The organism is Parabacteroides sp. Marseille-P3160 (assembly GCF_900162725.1).
Classification (GTDB): Bacteria; Bacteroidota; Bacteroidia; order Bacteroidales; family Tannerellaceae; genus Marseille-P3160.
Window position 1 is genome coordinate 2,860,845 of the sequence record NZ_LT799418.1, and the last position, 22,717, is coordinate 2,883,561.

The 22,717-nt window shown below is 38.6% G+C and carries 13 protein-coding genes; 1 reads left to right on the forward strand and 12 read right to left on the reverse strand.

The genetic code is table 11. The features are described 5' to 3' along the window. Nucleotides 1-75: 75 nt before the first annotated feature. The 11 genes from BQ8014_RS11400 to BQ8014_RS11455 form a co-directional block, all read right to left on the reverse strand. The gene (locus BQ8014_RS11400) at nt 76-1,395 is read right to left on the reverse strand and encodes a TolC family protein (RefSeq protein ID WP_080904446.1); all 1,320 of its coding nucleotides are present in this window, start codon (nt 1,393-1,395) and stop codon (nt 76-78) included. After that, a complete protein-coding gene (locus BQ8014_RS11405; RefSeq protein ID WP_080904447.1) occupies nt 1,392-4,448 on the reverse strand; it encodes an efflux RND transporter permease subunit in 3,057 nt (1,018 codons plus the stop codon). Before BQ8014_RS11405 ends, BQ8014_RS11400 begins: the two co-directional genes overlap by 4 nt. A gap of 3 nt (nt 4,449-4,451) precedes the next feature. Beyond that, nucleotides 4,452-5,516 (reverse strand): efflux RND transporter periplasmic adaptor subunit, encoded by a 1,065-nt coding sequence (locus BQ8014_RS11410; RefSeq protein ID WP_080904448.1) that lies wholly within the window; start codon nt 5,514-5,516, stop codon nt 4,452-4,454. 8 nt (nt 5,517-5,524) lie between these two features. Continuing rightward, nucleotides 5,525-5,947 carry a MarR family winged helix-turn-helix transcriptional regulator gene (locus BQ8014_RS11415; RefSeq protein ID WP_080904449.1) on the reverse strand — a complete coding sequence of 141 codons (423 nt, stop codon included), beginning with the start codon at nt 5,945-5,947 and terminating at the stop codon, nt 5,525-5,527. A gap of 289 nt (nt 5,948-6,236) precedes the next feature. After that, nucleotides 6,237-6,956, reverse strand: coding sequence for a DUF5131 family protein (locus tag BQ8014_RS11420; RefSeq protein ID WP_080904450.1), 720 nt, complete (start codon nt 6,954-6,956; stop codon nt 6,237-6,239). 105 nt (nt 6,957-7,061) lie between these two features. Continuing rightward, entirely contained in the window at nt 7,062-8,456 is a 1,395-nt protein-coding gene (locus tag BQ8014_RS11425) for a DUF4932 domain-containing protein (protein WP_080904451.1), read from the reverse strand. 687 nt (nt 8,457-9,143) lie between these two features. Then, the gene (locus tag BQ8014_RS11435) at nt 9,144-10,211 is read right to left on the reverse strand and encodes an Ig-like domain-containing protein (RefSeq protein WP_080904453.1); all 1,068 of its coding nucleotides are present in this window, start codon (nt 10,209-10,211) and stop codon (nt 9,144-9,146) included. Nucleotides 10,212-10,283: 72 nt separating this feature from the next. Beyond that, entirely contained in the window at nt 10,284-11,273 is a 990-nt protein-coding gene (locus BQ8014_RS11440) for a BT_3044 domain-containing protein (RefSeq protein WP_080904454.1), read from the reverse strand. A 22-nt stretch (nt 11,274-11,295) separates the two neighbouring features. Further along, nucleotides 11,296-13,272, reverse strand: coding sequence for a RagB/SusD family nutrient uptake outer membrane protein (locus BQ8014_RS11445; RefSeq protein WP_234998123.1), 1,977 nt, complete (start codon nt 13,270-13,272; stop codon nt 11,296-11,298). 140 nt (nt 13,273-13,412) lie between these two features. Further along, nucleotides 13,413-16,511 (reverse strand): SusC/RagA family TonB-linked outer membrane protein, encoded by a 3,099-nt coding sequence (locus BQ8014_RS11450; protein ID WP_080904455.1) that lies wholly within the window; start codon nt 16,509-16,511, stop codon nt 13,413-13,415. A gap of 61 nt (nt 16,512-16,572) precedes the next feature. Continuing rightward, complete coding sequence (locus tag BQ8014_RS11455; RefSeq protein ID WP_234998033.1) at nt 16,573-17,901, reverse strand: IPT/TIG domain-containing protein; 1,329 nt, start codon at nt 17,899-17,901, stop codon at nt 16,573-16,575. 1,143 nt (nt 17,902-19,044) lie between these two features. On the opposite strand from BQ8014_RS11455, the gene BQ8014_RS11465 reads away from it, so the two are divergent. Continuing rightward, nucleotides 19,045-19,971: a sugar phosphate isomerase/epimerase family protein gene (locus tag BQ8014_RS11465; protein ID WP_080904457.1), complete on the forward strand. Its 927-nt coding sequence runs from the start codon at nt 19,045-19,047 to the stop codon at nt 19,969-19,971. Nucleotides 19,972-20,365: 394 nt separating this feature from the next. On the opposite strand, the gene BQ8014_RS11470 is transcribed toward BQ8014_RS11465, so the two are convergent. Beyond that, nucleotides 20,366-22,693 carry a cation:proton antiporter gene (locus BQ8014_RS11470; RefSeq protein ID WP_080904458.1) on the reverse strand — a complete coding sequence of 776 codons (2,328 nt, stop codon included), beginning with the start codon at nt 22,691-22,693 and terminating at the stop codon, nt 20,366-20,368. Nucleotides 22,694-22,717: the final 24 nt, after the last annotated feature.

Sequence of the window (22,717 nt, forward strand, 5' to 3'; positions counted from 1 at the left end):
ACCATCCGTCGTTTTTCTATCAAGATAGAAATACAAATATAGCATGAATATACTATCGATAATCAAGACAACAAACTACAAATTAGCAACAAGTTGCTTCAATTTAGTTTCAGCCACTTTCAGGTTGTAACGAAAATTAATCAATCGCGTATTTGAGTCAACAAAGTCGTTCTGAGCCTGACGCACTTCCAGAGAAGTCGCTTGCCCTTGTTTCAGCCAATCGATGCTGATTTGGATGTTTTCCTTTGCCAGTTCATTATTTTCAGTTTCGATTTTCAGCAATTGCTGTTGATTCTCAAATTCTGTCAGCGTATTTTGTAGTTGGATATTAACTTGCAATTTTATATTATGTAAATCATATTCTGCAGATTGTGCCTGAATTTTGGCAACCCGTTCTTTCCGTTTGTTTTCTCCCGCATTATAAATAGGAATGGAAAGTGTCACTCCTACCTGTGGACCTACAGAACTCGTTTTTAGAGCAGAACCTGCCGAATTGACTGTCTGCGACGCATAATAACCGGTTCTAAAGCTTAGTGTCGGCAGATAAGCTGCCCGGTTTTCTTTCAATACTAACTGGGCAATCTCAATTTGCTTTTGAAAAGCAAGAATACTGGTATTTGAATTATTGATTTTTTGAAGTAAGTCGGCCTTATCGGGAGAATAGTCCAATGGAATTGAATCTACAATTTCAAATTGTTCTTCCGCATTTTGCCCAAGTAACTGATTCAATGTTTTTAATGCTGCATCAATGACAAATTGTTGATTAATTACATTTTCAGTAGTAACATTTAAATCTATTTTAGCCTGAAGAAGGTCGGTCTTCAACATCGATCCGGCATTAAAGCCGGCCTGGGAGATCATGACCCGGTCGCGATTATAATTCATCGATTCGTTGATGGAAGCCAACTGTTGTTTCTGTCTCACCACATCATAATAAGCGGCAATTACATCGAAATAAGTTTGCAATACCTGATCTCTGAATTGAATCTCGCCAAGAGTCTGCATCTCATTTAATTTACTTCTGGTAACAAACATTTTTCCACCGTCGAATAATGTCCAATTCAATTCAACGCCGGTACTAAAAGCAGTGGTAGATAACGATGGATGATCATTTCTGGTATCCGAAGCAAGTTTTTGTTTGGTATCATTCAATTCATAACCAGCTGTACCTGTAAAAGCAATTGTCGGCATCATTCCTGCATTTCCAGCCGTATTATTCACCTTGGCTATCGTGGCGTCGTTTCCAGCAACAAGAATATCAAAATTATTCTTTAATGCGATCTTGATTGCATCCTCAGGAGTTAATAATTTTTGAGCATTAACCATTGAAAAAAGAGAAAACAGCAAGAATAAAGCACATACTTTCATCACGCTTATCATTTTAATGAATTTCATTCCGTACCAATTTTATTATTACTTGACATGGCGATATAAATAATCGGAATAACAAATAAGGTTAGCAATAACGAAAATAGTAATCCCCCTACTACTACGATTCCCAATGGAATACGACTGGTAGAACCGGCACCTAATGCCAATGCGATAGGCAATGCGCCAAAAATAGTTGCTAGCGAAGTCATTAAAATAGGACGGAAACGGGCTGATGCCGATTCAAAAGCAGCCACTTTTTTGTTCATACCCATTTTACGCTTCTGATTGGCAAATTCCACAATCAAAATACCGTTTTTAGTCACAATACCTATCAGTAAAATCATACCGATTTCAGAGAATATATTCAACGTTTGTCCGAATATCCAAAGAGACAGCATAGCTCCCGCTATCGCCATAGGCACAGTGAACATGATAATGAACGGATCACGGAAACTTTCGAACTGAGCTGCCAAAATCAAATAAATAAGCAACAAAGCTAAAATAAGAGCAAACGAGATATTCGAATTACTTTCGGCAAAATCCCGTGAAGGCCCCGATAATGCTGTAGTAAATGTAGGATCGAGCAATCTACTGCCAATTTGCTGCATTTCGGCAATTCCTTCACCCAGCGTCTTGCCCTCAGCCAAATTGGCCGAAACAGTAGCCGATTTATAGCGGTTGAAATGGTATAAAATCGGAGGCGAACTATTTTCATTTATTTTGACCAGATTGTCTAACTGAACCAAAGCTCCGTTGTTGGAACGAACATACATAGATGAAATATCGGCCGGAATATTCCTGCCGCTGCGTTCCATCTGCCCGACAACATAATACTGTCTGTTATTACGTAAAAAATAATCATATCGACTACCGCTATATGCTAAATTCAGTGCATTGGATACATCACTTTCATTGACTCCCAGGCTGGTCGCTTTCAAACGGTCCACTGTAATATCGACTTCCGGTTTATTAAATTTTAAGTCGACATCAATATTGCTGAAGACCGGACTATTTTGCGCTTCCTCCATAAATTTAGGTAAGACTGTCCTGATTTTTTCAAAATCAAGATTCTGCAATACAAATTGTACCGGCAATCCTCTGGAATTAGAAGTGGCGATGGTCGGTTCCTGACTGGCGATAACCCGCGCATCGGGGACGGAATCATAAATTCCGGACAGTTTTTTAAATATAGCCTGTTGACTTGCTTTACGTTCCGAAGGATCGGAAAGAAAAATAGTTAAGGAACCCGTATTTGTCGAGCTTGCCGACGAACCTCCCGCATAACGGGACATGGTATATTTAGCTTCCGGAACCCTGTCCAGATTAATTCTAGCTAATCGGTCAACGATATTCTTGGTTGTACTGTATTCCGTACCTTCCGGCGCTGTAATATTGGTGCGGATATAACTATGATCTTCGAGCGGTGCTAATTCCGATTTCAGATTTGCCGATAAGCAAACGATTATCACAATACACAATCCCAAAATTGAAAAGGATATCCACTTATTCTGAATAAAAAAACTAAGATAGCGTCTGTATTTTTTCTCCATACCTAAAAAAAACGGTTCGCTTGCCAAATAAAATTTGGAATGATGCGATGCCGAACCGCCCAAAATGACATTCAAAACGGGTGTCAGGGTTAGTGAAACCAATGATGAAATCAGTACGGCACTTGCTACGACTATACCGAACTCACGGAATAAACGTCCGGTAAAACCTTGTAAAAAAATGACAGGGATAAAAACAATAGCCAGCGTAAGTGAAGTGGAAATAACGGCAAAGAATATTTCACGGGTTCCTTCCATCGCCGCACGAAATTTATCCATTCCCTGTTCTATCCGTTTAAATATATTTTCAGTCACTACAATCCCATCATCTACTACCAATCCTGTGGCCAAGACAATACCCAATAGCGAAAGCACATTGATGGAGAATCCGAAAAGGTACATAATAAAGAATGTCCCTATTAGCGAAACCGGAATATCAATCAGCGGACGCAAAGCTATTATCCAGTTCCGGAAAAAAAGAAAGATAATAAGAACAACCAGAGAAATAGCAATTAACAGCGTTTCGAGTACATCCTTCACGGATTGTTTGACAAAGACCGATTTATCACGTCCCACATTCAACTCTATCCCTTTAGGGGCACTCTGCCTGATTTGCGCCAACCGTTTATTGAATTCAGTCGAAATTTGAATATCATTCGCTCCAGGCAAAGGGATTAAAGCCAACGATACTCCTACATTTCCATTTATGGCCCCACCCGATTCTTCGTTTTGTGAACCGAGTATCGCTTCGCCAATATCGCTTAACCGGATAACCTGATTGTCGGTTTGCCTAATTATCAAATTATTAAAATCATCCTCGGTAACCAGTCTTCCGAAAGTTTTTACAGTGAGTTCGGTAGCATTCCCTCTAATCTTTCCACCCGGCATTTCCACATTTTCTTTTTGCAATGCAGCATCTATATCGGCAGGTGTAACGTTAAAGGCCGACATTTTTGCCGAATTAAACCATAAACGCATGGCTGGACGTTGCTGCCCGTAAATGGCTACGGAACTGATACCGGGAATCGTTTGCAACTTCTCCTGAAGCACAGTCTCGGCATAATCGCTCATTTCGACGACATCCATCGTTTCACTTTCCACCATCAACATAATAATCGGATCGCTGTTTGCATCCGCTTTAGTTACCGTTGGCGGAGCATCAATATCCTGAGGCAGGTTTCTCATGGCCTGTGAGACTTTATCACGAACATCATTCGCTGCTTTCTCCAGATCGGCACCTAACTCAAATTCAACGGTAATATTACTTGTTCCGGTAGCGGATTGGGATGAAATAGATTTCACACCTTCAATGCCGTTTATCGATTTCTCAAGAGGTTCGGTTATTTGTGATTCTATAATTTCATCGTTTGCTCCCGTATAATTTGTCTGTACTGTAATAATAGGCGGATCAATGGCCGGATAGAGTCTGACAGTCAAAAAATTAAACCCTACCACTCCCATTAAAATAATAATAAGGCTTAGCACAATGGAACCAACAGGACGTTTTAATGCAATATCTGAAATGGTCATAATTTATTTTTTTACAGAAGAAAACAGTAATTGGCTACCTTCTTTCAGAAATTGTAAGCCAGAGGTAACAATTGTATCACCGGACTGGATACCTTCGATAACTTCTATGCTTGAAGCTTGGCGGATTCCTGTTTTAATTTCCACAAAATGAGCTTTACCTCCTCTGGCAACAATCACTGTCTTAGTATCTTCCTGAGGTATTATCGATTGTATAGGAATTAAAAGGGCATCCGGATTTTCATTGAGTCGAACCGATACATTACTAAATGAACCGGGAAGCAAATCCGGAGATTTCGTATTAACCAAGGCTCTGATCTTCAAATTACGAGTGGAAGCATCAACACCTTCTTCGGTGGCGATGACTGTAGCATTGAATTGTTTTTCGACATCAGTGGTACTGAATTTGATTTTCATGCCTGTTTTAATCATCGGTCCGTATTTTTCCGGAACACTGAAATCAAGTTTAATTTTATCTTCGGTCCGTATAGTGGCTAATAAAGTGGATGGACTAATAATGGCACCCACGCTGATACTTCTTAATCCTATTACACCGTCAAAGGGTGCACGAACTTCAGTTTTTCGTATCAAAGTCTTTTCTACCTCTATATCCGCTTTTAGAGAACTTAGTTGCAACCCGGTCTGCTCATAATCATTTAGAGTGATTCCATTCACTTTAAGCAATTCGGTCTGACGTTCATAAATTTTTTGTTGGATAGCAAGCTGAACCTCTAATTTCTTCAATGTTGCCTGAAGGTCGTCATCAAAAAGTTTAACCAGCAAAGTTCCTTCCTTTACTGGCTTTCCCTCCGGCAAATTAATCATAACCACTCTCCCTGCAACTTCATTTTTTAATTCGACTTCCTCTAAAGCAAGCAAAGAACCGGAAACGGTTATCTCGGTGATAAGCAATGATGGTTTAGCAATAAATCCATCTACTTTTTTCTGCTTTTTTTCCTTTGGCTCCCTTTTATTTTCCTCATCGGATGCCTTTGAGAAACCCAACCTCAGAAAGAAAGCAACTAATAATATAAAGACTATTGAGATCCAGATAGTTGATTTTCTTTTCATTTGATTTTTTAACTTTTATGCGGCAAAAGATTTGACTCTAATATTGAAAGTATATTATATAACTCATTAATCTGGCTTTCACTCAAACAATTCAACGCTATTGAAGTCGTATTTATCATAGCTGTTTTTATTTCAGGCAAGGCTAGCCGGGCTTTCTCGGTTATGGTTAATTCGTATTTTCGTTTATCCGTTTGATTCTGTATCCGTTTCACATATCCATTCGACGATAAATAATCAATGATTCTGACTACCTGAACTTTGTCGCACATCAATTGGTAGGCAAGTTCTTGTTGTGTAATTCCGTTACCAGCTTCGATAAGTAACAAGGGATAAAACGAACGGTTAATATCAAGATTTTTCAAATATCCCTGAAGTATTGCCTGAAGCCTTTGTCCTATTTTAGCCATTCTGCGGCCGACTGGTTCTTGCATGAAGTTTATTTTTAGATATGTTATTTATAACAGGTTTAAAAAACGCATGCAATATTAAGTATAATATTTTTAGTTTACACTGTTATCTATTTTATTTAATTGTTCTCTATTTCATTTAATAGAAGTTTAATTATATCGTATGAAGTTAGTGTAAGAAGGCGTGGTTTTTATACAAATCTTTGATTATTCTACCAGTTTCACTGATTTAGTTCGGGGAGCTATTATTTTTTCTGATTCATTTTTTTCAATGATACTGTTTGAATAACTATTTTTTTATGCCCGATAAAAATTACAGTTTGTAATTAATTCCGGCTTTACGAGCCTGGGAATGCTGAAACTGCCGTCTGATATAATAAAGGTGATTGTCTTTCATAAACCTGGCTCCCGTTTGTTTAAATCCGAAAGGAATGTTATTTTCGACACAAAGGTTTCTAATCTTCAATACCCAATCATAATTACATACACGGGCATTGTTTCCCGATTCTCCACCCACAATAATCTCTTCTATCCACGGGCCGATATAAGGTTGTAAATCTATTTCTTCCAAAATCGGTTCGCAAATAATGATTTTATGCTTTATAGGTGCTAATTGATAAAGCGGTAATCTGTAATCTGCCCTATCTTGATTTTCTACGGTACAGCATATCGTGACATTTTCATAGCCATTGCCCCAATCTTCGGGTAAATTGACAAAGAAACGGTCAATACGTTTGGTTATCATAAAAAAGTCCAGGTCATAACGTTCCCGTATCATTCGCCATGCTTCAATACGCCACTCATCGGCATCTTCCACAAAAAAATCAGAAGTAAAACAAGTTGCAACTTCTATCCCGGAGGTAATTTTATATTCCCCGTTGCGTTTTTTCTGAATTGGTAAGTTAAAGCTTTTGGTCTGTGTTACAAGAGTACTGTCAATACCTCGTTTGGCATCACCACGATAGACATAGCAATTCTGGCAACCTTCACTTAATTTGTGGCAACCATGCCACGGATTCCAACCATTCGTCATTTTCCAATCAAAATAGAGATACAAATATAGCAGGTTGTTTGGAATTCATTGATAATTATCGGACATACACCCGCACTTTTGGCAAGCCGCTTGTTGGCAGTTCGGTTATTTTGTCGTTTTAAAGTTTACTTCGTAACTTTTCAGTCCGATGCCTTCCGGAGTTTTGAAGCTATTGCCTGTTAATACAAACTGATACTCCTTATCTGTTTCTAATTGTACTTCCATTATAACAGATTTATTGTCATCGGAATAATATATCTTTTTAACAACGGGAAAGGCTTGTTTCCCTTTTTTACCAAGAAAAACAGAATATCCTTTTCCCGATAAGGGTCTGTCAAAATTTACGGTTATAGTTTTTATTGTTGCATCCACGTTTGCGTCACCATTTTTTAATTCTTTTATGGATTCAACTTTTGGTCTTTTAGCATCAAATTGTATAATTTTTTCTGCGTATGTTCCGTATGCCTCAACAAGTTTTGGCATATAACTTTCCAAGGTCGGGTAAATTTCCCGATGTGCATCGTAATTTTCCAATTCAGCAACAAGACCTTTTATCCATAGAAAGCCATTATTTGATTCTTCATTTATCTTCTTGTCAATCTCTGATTTGTCAAAGTTGTGGTCTTTAAAATACTTGATTACGGATGCTCTTACCAATGCTTCATTCAGCATTATTTCCCAATTTCCATAAGCCTGATTATTCATTTCATATTTCACCGCTTCATAAATCTTTTCTCCGCTGTTTCTGAAAGCCTCTTTATTTTTCTCTAATAAATAATTGACAAATGAATGATTGAATTCATGAAGCAAAGTCGGGAAATATTCATTTATTTTAAATTCGGCCATACCTAAACTATCTACTCTCAAAGTTCCTATTATAGCATATACTTCCTTTTTCCCATTTGAATTGTTGTAAGAAGGCCCATACGAATTACTTCCATTACCCAAACCTATCACAATAGTGAATTTCTCGGTAGGTTCTTTCCCATAAAAAGAGCTATACCAATTTAAATCCAAATTTTCATAAACAGGAAGGAATTTAGCGGATATTTCTTTGTATAAATCTTCATTATTCTTAAAAAATACGTCGCATTCTGCATCTTGATAAAATTTCTTCAAAAGATTTACAAACTCATTTGCATTATTCTTTCCCCATCTTGTATCCGGTATATTTTCCGTAAAGTCTGTTAAAGGATTTAGATTGTTGTCAATATGAATTGCCATAGACATTACAGCATCATAAGAAACACTGTTTTCATTTTTCATTTTCTTCACAAACTGAATAAGTTCGTGATTTTTGTATGAGCTAAAGTGATTTTCTATCCTGTCTGTGTAAAATTTAAACTGTGTTGAATTATACTCTTCATTGCCGGCAAGTCTAAAAACGATACTTAACAGTTCTACTCTTGCATCAACTTTAGGTTTTTCCAAGATGTGCTTTTCTTGAGCGAATCCTTGAAAGGATAGCGCAACAAAAACTAAAAATACAAGTTTTTTCATTTGTCCTTTATTTATTGTATAACAACCAATATTGCTTACATTTCAAATTCCAAACTCGCCTGCTGTCCCGTAACTGATAGATAGCCAATGAAAAACAGCTGTTTCAATTTCTCCGTAAAAGTAACGAAATTGAAAGTTTTGCTTTATCTTTTTTAAGAGTTTATGTAAAGCTTTGCATAAGTTTTTTCGCGAAAGTAAACAGTCCGATGCTTTCAGCTCCAATACTAATATCGAGTAACGAAACGCCCTCTTTGCTCATTCCGCATCGATCACGTCGTTTTTGTATAGAATATCCTGTTATACCTTGTCTATTGATAACGAGCAATCGTTGAATTAAAGTTCCTAAATAGGGTTCACTGAAAGATATCAAATATCAGATAGTTAAATGAATAAACAAACTATTAACGGAGTCAGTCGGAAGACTCGATTCTGTTTTTATACTATTCACTTTAAATGTTTTGTATAATGGTTATTCCTTTCACCGTTAATCCCGAAAGGAAGAGAGGACAAAGGATATCAGGAGGTTCCTTGAAATAAAAAGGAATGAATTTGAATATTTCAAGGAACCCTAAATGCGAACCTCAATCCTGAAATATCCTCCCTTCCTTCCGAAGAAATGGCTGATAAATTTGTTGCAGTAAAATCATACAGATTCGACTTAAATCCCAATGATGAAGCATGTATATATTATTTCTTTATAAATCGCAAGGCTTTAAGGTTATGATCACTACCTTCAAAATAATATTTTATTTTATGCCTTCCTGATGTCAGATTCATGACAATACCAGGTGAAGGATACCACCTCCAATCGTTCCAGCTTCCATTATTAGGAATAGTTATGGTTCCCGTTACGTCTATACCGTCAACCTCTAAATGGATTTTTCCGTTATCCCCTGCAGCAGACAAGCTGATATCAACCAGGTAATCACCTTCATCTTCCACATCTACAGTATATTGAAGCCATTCACCAGTATTAGTATAACCGATATCCGTTCCTTCTCCTTCTATTTCAACTGCATAACTTTGAGAATCACCTCTACCTTTCCGGTAATTATCATTTCCTATAGCATTGCTCTCATCAATATCATGAAAAGCATAACCCTCACCTCCAAAATCAAAGTCAGCTGCTTGAATAGTACATGGCTGAGCAGAAGAAAGTATATGAGGCCCGTTAAACGGACGGGTATAAGCTACAAATACCGATATTTTTTTTACAATATCTCCTATTTGATATACAATATTGGTATTACCCTCTGCCATGGCTATAATTTCACCACCTTCATTTACAACAGCAATTTCCTCATCTTCAGAAGACCATTTATATTCAGCGATATCATTGGCATTATCAGGAATATAATTCACGATAATCGTCTTACTACTTCCCGGTTGTAATTCAAGAGAAGTTTCGCTCAATTGTACATCTTCCAAAGGGATCCGGATAATTGACGTTACTTCCACTTTCGTTTTAATATCGCCGCTGCTTATCACAATATTTGTAAACCCCTCACCAACAGCTTCAATTAGGCCTTCAGCAGTTACAGTTGCTACCGAAGGATCTTCACTTGTCCATTGATATTGATATGTTCCATCTGTAGGACTCGCCGTAAGCTTTATTTGCTCACCGACAAATAAAACCAAGGATTCTTTGTTTACGTAAATAGCTTTTTCTACGGCTGTCCTATTGTAATCGTCACATCCTGATATACATGCAGACAACAAAAGGAACAAAGTATATTTAATAAATCTTGTTTTCATTACGCTTTATGTGTGTTCTTAATAAATAATCTATTGTTTCTCATAACTATATTTCCTTTCAACAGCCTTATGCTACATTTCTTCCTCTTCCTCCTCATCCGCATCATATTCAAGCCTCAATTCCTCCTTCATCTCATAGCTCGTATTCCCTATTTTATAATTGTATCTGAGAAGGAAAGTTTTGTAGGTCCTATATCCATCGTCTTCTATTTTAAAGATATTGGGGAAATCTTTATCTCCATCAATCTGGGTAACTTCAATATTCTTATATGGATAGATAGTTACTTTATTATCATCGCCAATTTCTAATATAATAGCAGATTTATTGAATACGCTTATGTTTGATTCATACGTTTCATTACCTGCCATAATGCGCACTCGGTTTTTAGTTAGCGGATGCATAACCTTCGTTCCAGGCATTTCAATCTCTGAAGCAGATCCGATTTTAAGTTTTCCCCTCATTGTATAAATGGTAGTGCCATCTCCCTGCGCCCATCCGTTTTTAATCCTTATCCTATACAAAGTATAACTTTTATCCGGATTAACTTCATATGATGAATATGAGTCCACACGTAACGCAATAAAATAGGCTGAGTCGGGCGATAAGCCATCAGGTCTAATCTTAATCGGTAATCTACCGCTAATTTCTCCCGCAGGAATAGAAAACTGATAACTTGCAATATCATATTTACTTTTGGGCATAGGACGTACATATTTAGATACATCCACATCATAATTAGTCTTATTAAAATCATCAATCAGTGATTCATCTTCAACTAAACTTACTATAATATCCTTTGTTGTAGGATCGGTTCCTCCAAGGGATGCTGCAACATAGCCGGTAGATTCTTCTCCAAGTTTATGAAATTTCCTTGAAACATTATCACTTTCACTGATCAATGCGAATACATTTTTGTATTGCTCTTTCTCAAAGACTTCATCATCATTACAAGCGATAACTCCTAAAAGCAAGATTGCAACCAATCCTACAACTTTTATTAACCGAGAACAAGGGAATAAATGCCTCTGATTTCTACCCTCTTTTATCTGTTTATATTTCATACGAATAGATATTTATGTTATATTAATCTCCCCACCCGGGATTCTGATCCAAAGACGGCAATAGTCTGACTTCATTAAGTGGAATAGGCAATAGAGCCAATCGCTTATTCACAATTCTCGCTCCGATTCTGGAGGTATTAGGAGCAACTCTCGTATAAAAAACATCTTTGGTACCTTCCACATTCATACCTTTGATAGATTCGCTTTCCTCTTTTTCATAAATACCCCATCTCCGGACATCATAGTAACGGCGATTTTCAAAAAGAAATTCTACCATACGTTCTTTTTCGATCAATGACTGAACCGTTTTTGCATCTTCATTTCCTGATAATCCGGGAAGTCCTGCACGGTGGCGAACTTGATTAAAAGCTTTTTTTATTTCATTCATATCCCGTTCGAATACCTGCTGCTGTCCATCTATTTCAATGGTATGAGTAGTTGTTAAGTTATTAAGTGCTTCAGCATAAGAAAGTAGAATTTCAGCATATCGGATAATAGGGAACCCTTTATCCATTCTTCTTGCATTTGTTCCGCCCCATGCATCCGATGGATGGATATATTTCTTGATCACATATCCGGTTATCGGATAATCATTCGGACTGCTTACACTACCTTTCCCGTTTGGAGAATCAAAATAATAAGCAATCGTTTGATTATAATAACCCGATGATGTAGAGGAACTCATCGGCCAATAACATTCACTAAAGCCAATCGATGCATAAAAACGCATTTCCCGGTTTGCATACATATTGCTCACACCCGCATTCAAGCGATATCCGGAAAAGGTTTTCACATCATTCGTAAAACCAGTTTCGGTATATGGATAAGCTTCACTGGAATTATTAATCGAACTTCCATCTATCATCGAATAAGCGTCCACCACCTTTTGTGTAACACACATTCCATTAAATCCATCTAATTTTTGCGGAAAAGACATCTGTGTATTTGTTGTTACAGCCGCACTTTTACGGCCCCATACATATTCAGGATTGGAAGGAATGACCGATTCTCCCGTAAACATTTCAGAATAAGACCTGTACGGATCTATGCCTGCAGCTCCGGTAGGCCACTCCTTATAATAATCCGGATCCGAAGTTACGTCCCCGGGAAGAGCCGGCGTATCAGAATCCGCATCCACTGTGTGAAGCTTATACATTACAGATCCGGAAGCTTGCATATCCATTACGCGTTTGGCTGCTGCAGCCGCCAACGCCCATCGTTTCTCATCATAATTCTGGGAAACATACTGAGCACCGTCCGTCGAGCGTTTCCAGTTTCCGAAATAAGCTCGTGCTGCATCTCCTCCGTTATACAATGGACTCGCATGAATCAGCCTTATTCGTGCAATTAACCCATAAGCGGCCCCTTTTGTGGGGAGACCGAATTCCATTAATGATACACTTGACGGTAAATTTTCGGCAGCTCCTTCTAACTCACTGCAAATATATTCTACGGCCTCATCATAGGTACTACGGATACAGTCATAATCAGCAAGCGAAGCATTCGACTCCATTATTTTGTCACCTAATAAAATCGGAGATCCAAAATCAACTAAAATATTATAATAGGCATACGCTCTTAAAAAACGGGTATACCCAATTATCTCGAAGCGCTCTTTGGTTGTCATATCTTTTGCCTCATCGATACGAGCCAAAATGGTGTTGCATTTACGTATTATTTTATATAGGTTTCCCCATGTGTTAAATGAGTATAAATTCGCAGCTGTTATTTCACCCAACACAAATCGCATTCCATTATATGCATACACTGTTAAAAACCCTGTAAAAGCTTCATCGGTAGCTAAAGGCCCCGGAGTATAATTATTCTGCAATATTTGTCCTTCATCGGGAAACATTGACGCCGCGCCCCACATATAAGCTTTTACATACCTTGTTTCTGCAAATACCGAATCAAGTTTCAACTCATCACTGAAATAATTATCCACGCTAAGAAAGTCTTGGCAGGATGATAACAACAACCATAATAAAGAGATAAGCATTAAAGAGCCAAACCGGAAAGATTTTTCTTTACAGAAATCGTCACGCATGAGACTGGTATCATTGGCTAAAGCCATACAACCATCCCTATGTTTCTTATTATCTAATTTTATTATATTCATCTGAATCTTATTTATTATAATTATAAATTAATGTACAACTGCAAAGTATAGGTACTCGGTATCGGATAAACCTCTCCGTTCCTATAAGCTTGTTCAGGATCAAATAACTTTACTTTATCCCACAGCAGGAGATTATTCCCCACCAATTGAATATCAACAGATTGTATATTCATCTTTTTCAAAAACCTGTTCTTCCAGTTATAGTTAACAGTTACTTCCTGTAAGCGTAAATAACGGGCATCCCCCTTCCAGAAATCAGAGAGCTGTGAATTATTCTCATTATAGCCATACGTTAGCCTGGGAAAGCGGGCATTTGGATTTTCCGCATATTTCAAATCTATTCCATGCTTTTCTGCATAGTCCTTAGGAATCCACCGATTGACCGGATCGTTTGCAATCGTCAATACATTTCCTTGTACTCCATTATAAAACGGTACATATCCGGTTCCATTTCCACCATAACCTACATGGAAAAAGTCAGTTTTCCCCGTTCCTTTGAAAAGAATACCTATCGTAAAATCTTTGTATCTGAACTCTCCGCCGAATCCATACATCAATAGAGGATAAGTACTGTATGATAGCGGTACCCTATCATCTGTATCGATTTTACCGTCGCCATTTACATCCCGGTATTTAATATCTCCCGGCATTACCGTCCCGAATTGAGCAGGACTGTTATTCACATCGTCCCAATCTTTGAAAAGTCCGATAGACTGATAGCCGCGTATCGTTCCATATGGATAGCCGGCTGCCTCCTGATAAGGATATTTAGGATTGGCCTCTTCCCAGTTTTGTACATTATTTTTGGAATAAGTAAAATTGCCTCTGATCGTAAAACTCATATCTTCGGATATTTCTTGTGTATACGATATGTTTCCGTCGGCACCATAACTTTCCATCTTTCCGACATTTCCATACGGCATGGAAACCAAACCGGCATAATCCGGAACCTGGACACGCTGCATAAAAATACCATCGCGCTTATCTTTGAAAAAGTCTACCACAAAAGATATTTTATCATTTAAAAGACGTCCTTCAATTCCCAAGTCGGCCTTAATAGCCTTCTCCCATTCCAAATTATCAGCCCCGACGGTCGACTCGCTAATACTCTCCACGGGAGTAGAGCCCCAGGGACTTGAATTATAACGATTCACCATAGTCAGATAAGGGAAACGACTGGAAGTGATACGGTCATTACCGACAGATCCATAGGATCCCCTGATCTTTAAAAAGCTAATAATGGGGAAGTGCTTTTTTACAAAAGAATAGTTAGACGGTACCCAACCTAAAGCGACTGAAGGGAAAAAACCATACTGTCTGCCGGGTTGAAAATTCTCAGACCCCGTATAACCAAAATTATAATCGATCATATAGGTATCCCTGAATCCGTATGTCAATCGGCTGGAAACTCCCTGATAACGGATTGGAATAGCACTTAAATTGTTAACTCCATCACTTGCAAGTTTTTGATCACTTATATAATAATAAACCAGCCCGGAAACACGATGGTCTTTGGCAAAAACCTTATCATAATTCAAGGTGCTTTCAAAATGATATTTCCGGTATTGATCTGTTGACTTAGAATATGAAACCGTACCTTCCTGTACCCGCTGTATTGTAATAAGTTTTCCTGCCTGATCCCGACCTACAGCTTGATAAAGGGCCGGTTGAATATAACGACCTTCCGAAAAATTACTATTCAAATCATAAGCTCCCTGCGCCCTTATTTTTAGTCCGTCCAGAAACATTGATAGATTTTGTTCAAGGGATAATGTGAACTTGCCTTTATATTCCTGATCTGTCCGTCTCCCCATATGATTAATCATTACCAAAGGAGATCGAAGAGAAGCAGTCGTTGAGGATGCTGGTAATTGTCCATTGGAATACATAATAGGAAGTAATAAAGGATTAAGATTTGATTGGGCATACCAGATATAATCTGTGTTTGCGACACCTGGATTATTTTGTACTGATAAATAACCGTCCGTCCCGAAATAAAGCGTGGTAGTCGGCGATAATTCCAGATCAATATTAGCCCTGTAATTATAGGTATTATATCCGACATTTGCAGAATAAACACTATTCTTATCATATTTATAAGCAGCCGTTTCATTACTTCCTCCTAAACTGAGAAAATATCTTGCCACTTGGGCACCGCCACGGGCACTTACATAGTAAGTCTGTTTGAAAGAAACATCACGAAGTACTTCATCCTGCCAACTGACGTCAGGGTAAAGATCCGGATCTAATCCATCTTTAATGATATCCATTTCGACATCAGAATATACAGGGGTTTCCCCACGAGCCTCTCTTGCTTCATTCGCCAACTTGGCATAATCATAGGCACGTAAATATTTGGGTATTCTGTTAAGATGCGAAAGCGTAAAATTAGCACGCCCTATGATGTTCAATTTACCCGCTTCACCTCTTTTTGTTGTAACCAGAACGACACCATTTGCACCTCTTACCCCATACACGGCTGTTGCCGATGCATCTTTCAATACCGAAAAGCTTTCTATATCAGCCGGATCTAAAGAATTGATATCTCCTTCCAATCCATCAATAAGGACTAAGGCACTCGAATTTGCTCCAAATGTACCAATACCCCGGACCCAGAACTCGGAGATATTTTTCCCCGGTTCACCACTTGCTTGCATAGAAATCACACCTGCTACACGACCTCCTAAAAGATTTGCAACAGATGCAGCCGGCTGCTGTAAGTCCTTAACGTCTACACTCGTAACGGCAGCGACCGTAGATATTTTCCGTTGGCTTCCCAAGCCAACAACGACCACCTCATCCAATTTCTGAGCTGTCTGAGTAAACTTTATTTTAAGATCTTTTTTCTCTTCCGTAACCAAATATTCTATTTTTTCGTAACCCACAAAAGAGAAGACAATCATATCTCCACGAGATGCTTTAATAGTAAATTTACCGTCGACATCTGTCGTTGTTCCAATGCTAATTTTATCCCTTAAATAAATAGTAGCCCCCGGCAAAGGAGTATCCATCTCATCATAAACAGTTCCTGCCATAACAAAAGTGGTTTTTTTCTCTTGAGCCGAAAGAGCAAGGCTTACGGATAATAGTAGCCATAATATAAATACTATGTGTTTCATTTAATATGATTTAAGTTGTTTTTTACTGTCCGTTTATTTGTAATATTGCTTGCCTCGAATTTTAATTAATGGATAATTTTCGAACACGAGAGTTTCCCCAATCAGCAACATAAACCGATCCATCTTTACTAATACCAATTCCCCGTGGTGTGTTAAACAAAGCTTCTTCCTTCCCACCGTCTTTCCATCCTGCAGTACCAGGCATACCCAACGTCGTTTCCACCATTCCTTCCGGCGTTATCCTACGAATACAATGGTTTCCGCTATCTGCAACATAGATGTTGCCGTCCGCATCACAAAATATTTGTGACGGCTCACGAAATTGTGCAACTTCCAGTGCTCCATCCCGATGTCCTCCGCTTGTTGATCCACTTAATTTTTTAAACGAATTACTCGGATTTGATACATCAATGCTGCAAATGCTATTTGCATTCACACCGGAATTACTCCAAAATGCGATGTAAAGGATATTCGGTTTTAAAGGATTAAAGGTTAATCCATAACTATCTCCTTGTTCTGTTTTATAGATGGTTTCCACTTCATAAGTCTTTGGATTCATTTTCACTATATGACCATAATAATAGCGTGTATAAACATAGCCGTCAGTAGGATTTACCACCATACTATGTTTCCATCCGGCATCAGGTATATCCCCTGTAGCGGGCCATTTCATTTCTCTGAAGCGAGGCGCCCAAAGTTCTTTCGGATTAAGGGTATAAAAAGAACCAATCGTTGCTTCGGTGGGAAAGGTTACTACACCAGTTTCTGCATCTGCACAAGGCGCATTGCCTACCACATCTTTCGCTATTGTTATGAGAAGATTCTCTTCTTCATCAATTCTTGCAACATTCATATCCGCATCACTGCTGGATCTTGTCAGAACAAAAATATTATTCTCATTGTCTACACAGAGATAACGAGGTTGTAAAACAGAACTGGCGAGATCTCCATCCTGATATCCTGAGCCATTTCCATTTCCTGCAATAGTAGTAACGGTAACTGATGTATGGTACAGAAATGTCTTGTTATAAACCACGGAATCGCTTCCAATAGCCACCGATATTGTGCATGTATCGCCGGGCAATCTCGGAGCCAAAACATACATGCGGGTACCCGTAGAACCAATTACCGCTGCTTTTTTACTATTAAAATACACTCGGATTTGCTCCAGATCGGTACCAAAATTTTCTCCTGTTAGCATTATCTTTTCCAGATATTTGCCTGAATCAGGATAAAAACTTGTGAGTTCTATGGGTTGGGAGGGATCATATACTCTATTATCTCCCTCATTTGCTTCATCATTTTTCCCACAAGACATCATAACAGACATACACACAAACAGTAAGAAGCCTGTATTTCTCATTGTATTCCAGATAATAATTTTTTTCATTCGATAGATTTTAAGACGGTTAATCGTTTATTCTTTTCATTAAGAATAGTATAATATGTACTAAAAAGACAGAGGGTATTATTGATAATTAAATAAAATCGGCTACTACGCGAGATTTAATTACTCATAATGGTTTTCATTGAACCTCATTAAAATATACGTTATTTTAATAAAGCTCCAAAATCATAAATAAACCATTGCCATCACAATAGCGGATGGTTCATCATAAGATACTGCTTCTACATGTTCTTATAATTTGGAGGATGAATTTTTTTATCACTCTCAAAACAAAATAGAACTGTTTTTCTCGAAAAAGAAGAGGAATGTGAGATTCCTTTTAATGGATGATGGTGATTCATACACAATAGTTAAAATAATTTGTTATTCAGGTTCGTTAAAAGCATATATAATCATACAAATCATATCTGATTTTTCTATTTACAGTTAACATTCAACATCTCAGATTTATTTTAATCTGTTTACTTCAATTAGATTAAATCATTCATATATAGTACCTTTACATTTCATAATAATACGTTCAGCTTTTCCTACTGGATTAGAAGCGGGGAAAAAATACTTATCATACATTCATCCTGAATAGAAAGAAATAAATGGAAGGGAGTGAAAACTATTTTTTAAACAGTTTCATCTACTATTTTTAAGGGGAGTCTTATATAGATTGGTTTTTAAGAAGATAGTAAATAATCTATTTTTTTGCATTAAAAACATCCAGTAAACTTTCTGTTTATTAAACATATAGTTCTTCAGTGAAAGTTTTTTTATTAAAAAATGCCTAAATATTTGTCTTTAGCTAAAACTTTTCTTAGTTTTACAACGTAAATGTAAGGTAATATTAACAACAGTCTTCTTCTAATCCAGAAGCGGGCTTTTTTTTTCAGTATTAGACCCCAGCTCAATGTCATCAAATTAATCCACTTTGAGATCGATTCCAAAACATTCGGTAATATTATTTTGGAAATGATCAAATGGGGTAAGGAATATCGGGAAAGAACCAAGAAAACCTGATAATATCCAAATACCATTCTCTCAAACAAAAAAAATTAGATCAATATTTGGCTTCTCAGAAAGTAACGTACAGAAATATCTCGTATCTTTGAACGTTTAATTAAATCAAATCCACTTATGACTAATAGAAGAAACTTCCTTAAAGCGGCCTCCCTTCTAACCGTCGGAGGCCTCGTATCCGGCAAGGTAAATGCGACCACACAGACAGCTGAAGTCGTGAAAGCAAAAAAGAAAATCGGGTTACAGATTTATTCATTGGGTAAAGAGTTATATGAAGATCTACCCGGCGGTTTGAAAAAGATAAAAAAGATGGGCTACAGCACGCTGGAATTAGCGGGATATGGCGATGGTAAAATTAACGGTATCGATATGATGGAATATAAAAAGATGACTGAAGATGCCGGCTTGAAAATCATCAGCTCCCATGTCAATCCTCCCATCCGTGAATACACAAAGGAAAACAAATCTCAAATTGCAGACTATTGGAAAAAAACGGCCGATGATCACGCCAAATTAGGTGTCACCTATTTAATTCAACCAGGGCAACCCAGTACCCGTAATACGGAAGAAGTCGCTTTCGTTTGCGAGGTCTTCAATGAAGCCGGAGAAATAGTAAAAGCGGCCGGTCTGAATTTCGGTTACCACAATCATGACTTCGAATTTGCCCATGTCGTACCCGGAGGTAAAGAGGCGCTGTTTGGACGGCAGCAAAAAGGGGACAAGATTTACGATTTGTTCCTTAAACAGACCGATCCTTCGCTCGTTTTCTTCGAAATGGATGTATACTGGGCGGTCATCGGTCAACAGGATCCGGTAGAATACCTTGAGAACTACAAAGATCGTATTAAAGTATTGCATATCAAGGACCGGTATGTACTCGGTCAATCCGGAATGATGAATTTCGGGATGATCTTCAAGCAGTTCTATGCCAATGGGCGAACCGACTACTTTGTGGAAATCGAAGGAATGCCCAAAGGGCAAACCCAGTTCGAAGGAGTCAAGGGATGCGCCGACTATTTATTGAAGTCCTCGTTCGTCAAATAACTTTTTATGATGATCGCATAATGCCCCATTGAGAGTCTGATCCATGAAAAAATTCAGTATACTGAATTTTTTCATGGTGACCTTTACTGAAATCAGGTACAGATTATACATTAATTAATAGAATCAATATACTTAACAAAGTCTAAAACCTAACTTCGATTTACGTTTTTTCCCCTTATCCGAGAGTGCCTTTGCACAACCCTCTGCCGTATGAGGAGTGGAGTAAAGTTAACAAATAAAATTGCCCCCTCATAAAAACCCATCGCTTTGGGAACGTCTTCGCGGCACCATGTTTGCGCAGCATATTTACACCAAACAGTACGCAAAGAGAAGTCACTTTATACATGGCTTGCTCCTTGTACAATCTTTTTACCGTACAAGTCAAGCGGGATAATCATTTAACCTTTTTAATTGCCATTGAGGATTCCGGTTGGACGAGATGGCTGATAATCAGTGTAGAAGGGATTTGCTGCAGGGATTCTCCATATTCTTCCGAGATATGATTCCACGTATTGTAGCCGATTAACATGAAATCATAACCGTTGAAAGTATCTTGCGTGAATTCATTATCCGGTACGATATTCGAGTCGGGAATCGAAGTGATGAACTCCTTCGCTGTCCGGTGTATCTTTTTCACGTCGGGAGAAATATAGCTGGTGCGAATCAACAGGGAGACCGAACCGTGGGTTGTTTTTATCAGGTCTTTTGTATAATCGAGTAAAACCAAATCTTCCGGTAAATCGAGGATGACCAGAATATGGTTGGCCATAACAAAACCACGGTTTACAAAAACACCGACGGAACATTGACTTTCTTCAATAAACCGTTTCGTCTTATCCTGCAGCAAAGCATTGGGAGAAAATAAGAAAGAAGAAGCTTTCAGCTTTCCGAAATAACGTCCGAAAGAGCGTTGAAATCGGGAAGCCTCCACATCGGTCGGCAAATCGCTCATCGCTACACCGGAACCGACCAATAGAAAGTCATAGCCTTCCTTATTGACGATGTTGCAAATATCCTGACTGGCATGGCTCGATACTTCATACCGGGTTGAAATCAATAGATTCAGTTTCTTGGCTTCGTACAGAACCGGGCCGAAACTCACTTTTTCAAAATTTTCCGTTTGCAGGGGGTTCACATCGTCACCCACTGTAAAATGAAGGGCGGTCAATTCCAGCCGCTTGCGGTTTTGCGAAAACATCTGATGGGCGACATCCAGGAGAATCTGCCCGCTACTGGCCCGGCCGAAAGAAAGCAGCACTTTGAAAGCCAACTCTTTGGCTTCCATCTCCCGATGCTGTTTCTGTTTCTCACTCGTACGGAAACAGAAGTCAATCAAGGAAATAAGCGGAGTCGTCATAAAAGTGGTCACCAAGGTCATAAGAACCAACATGGCAAAGATGGAGGGAGGCAGAATATGCATTTCATAACCGATAGAAAGAACGATCAATTCCATCAGACCGCGGGTATTCATTAACGTCCCCAAATAAAGGCTATCTTTCCGCGTTTCCCCGACATAGCGTGCAGAGATGTATCCTCCGCCGAATTTACCAATGATGGCAACCAGAATAAGAATTCCGCACATCATCCATAGTTCAGGGGTATTCAGCAGTCCGATTTCCGTACGTAAACCACTGGAAGCGAAAAATAACGGGAGGAATAAGGCCAAGGATACGTCTTCGACTTTTTCAGTCATTATTTTCCGGAATTTGATGTTTGCCGGCATGACTATTCCGGCAAAGAAAGCTCCGAACAAAGCATGCAGGCCGAGCATCTCCGTCAGGTAAGCGGAAAGGATCAGAACCAAGAACATAAAGGCCACCAACGATTTGTTCACCACCTCCTTGTTATGATACAAATGTCCGACCGCCCGGAGAATCGGACGAACCAAATAGAGCATGGCCAACACATAAAGAATGGAGAACAGGATATTATAGAGGGAACTAAGAACATTACCCGCCTGGGCGAAAGCCACGACAACAGCCAGAAGACACCAGGCCGTGATATCATCGTTGGCCGCACTGGCCAAAGAAATAGTCCCCAGATGCGTACGTGTCAGTTTCCGTTCTTGAATGATCCGTGCCAGGACCGGAAAAGCGGTAATGCTCATGGCAATTCCAATAAAAAGGGCGAAAGAAGGAAAAGGGGTGGTTTTATAAGAATATTCGTCGTAGAAAAAATAAGCCAGCACCATTCCCAGGGCAAAGGGTATGATAATGCTGGTATGACTGATCACAATGGTCTGTTGAAGTCGTTTTTTAACTTCGGAGAGATTCAATTCCATTCCGACGGTATACATAAAAAGAATCAGCCCGAACTGGCTTAAAAGCGTCAGGTTCGATAAGGATTCTTTCGGAAATAAAAGAGCGGAAAGATCCGGTGACAGATGGCCGAGTACTGAGGGGCCGAGTAATATCCCAGCCAGAATCTCTCCGATTACGGTCGGTTGCCCCATTTTATGAAATACCCATCCGACGATGCGGCAAGTTATCAAGATAACGACAATCTGCAGGAGCAAAACGCCCAATGGGGATTCAATATTTTCTAATAAAGACTGGCAAAAAAAAGGAAATCCTTCTATTAAATTAGAAGGAGCATTCTGAACTGGTGCGATTTCATCTGTAGCCTCGTGACTTTCACCTTTTAAAACGACTACATACATTAATGAGCCGAAGATTAGAATCATCACTATATAAAAGAGTAAACTTTTGGCTCCTTTGCTCATCTGTATCTGTTTTTCAAGCAACAA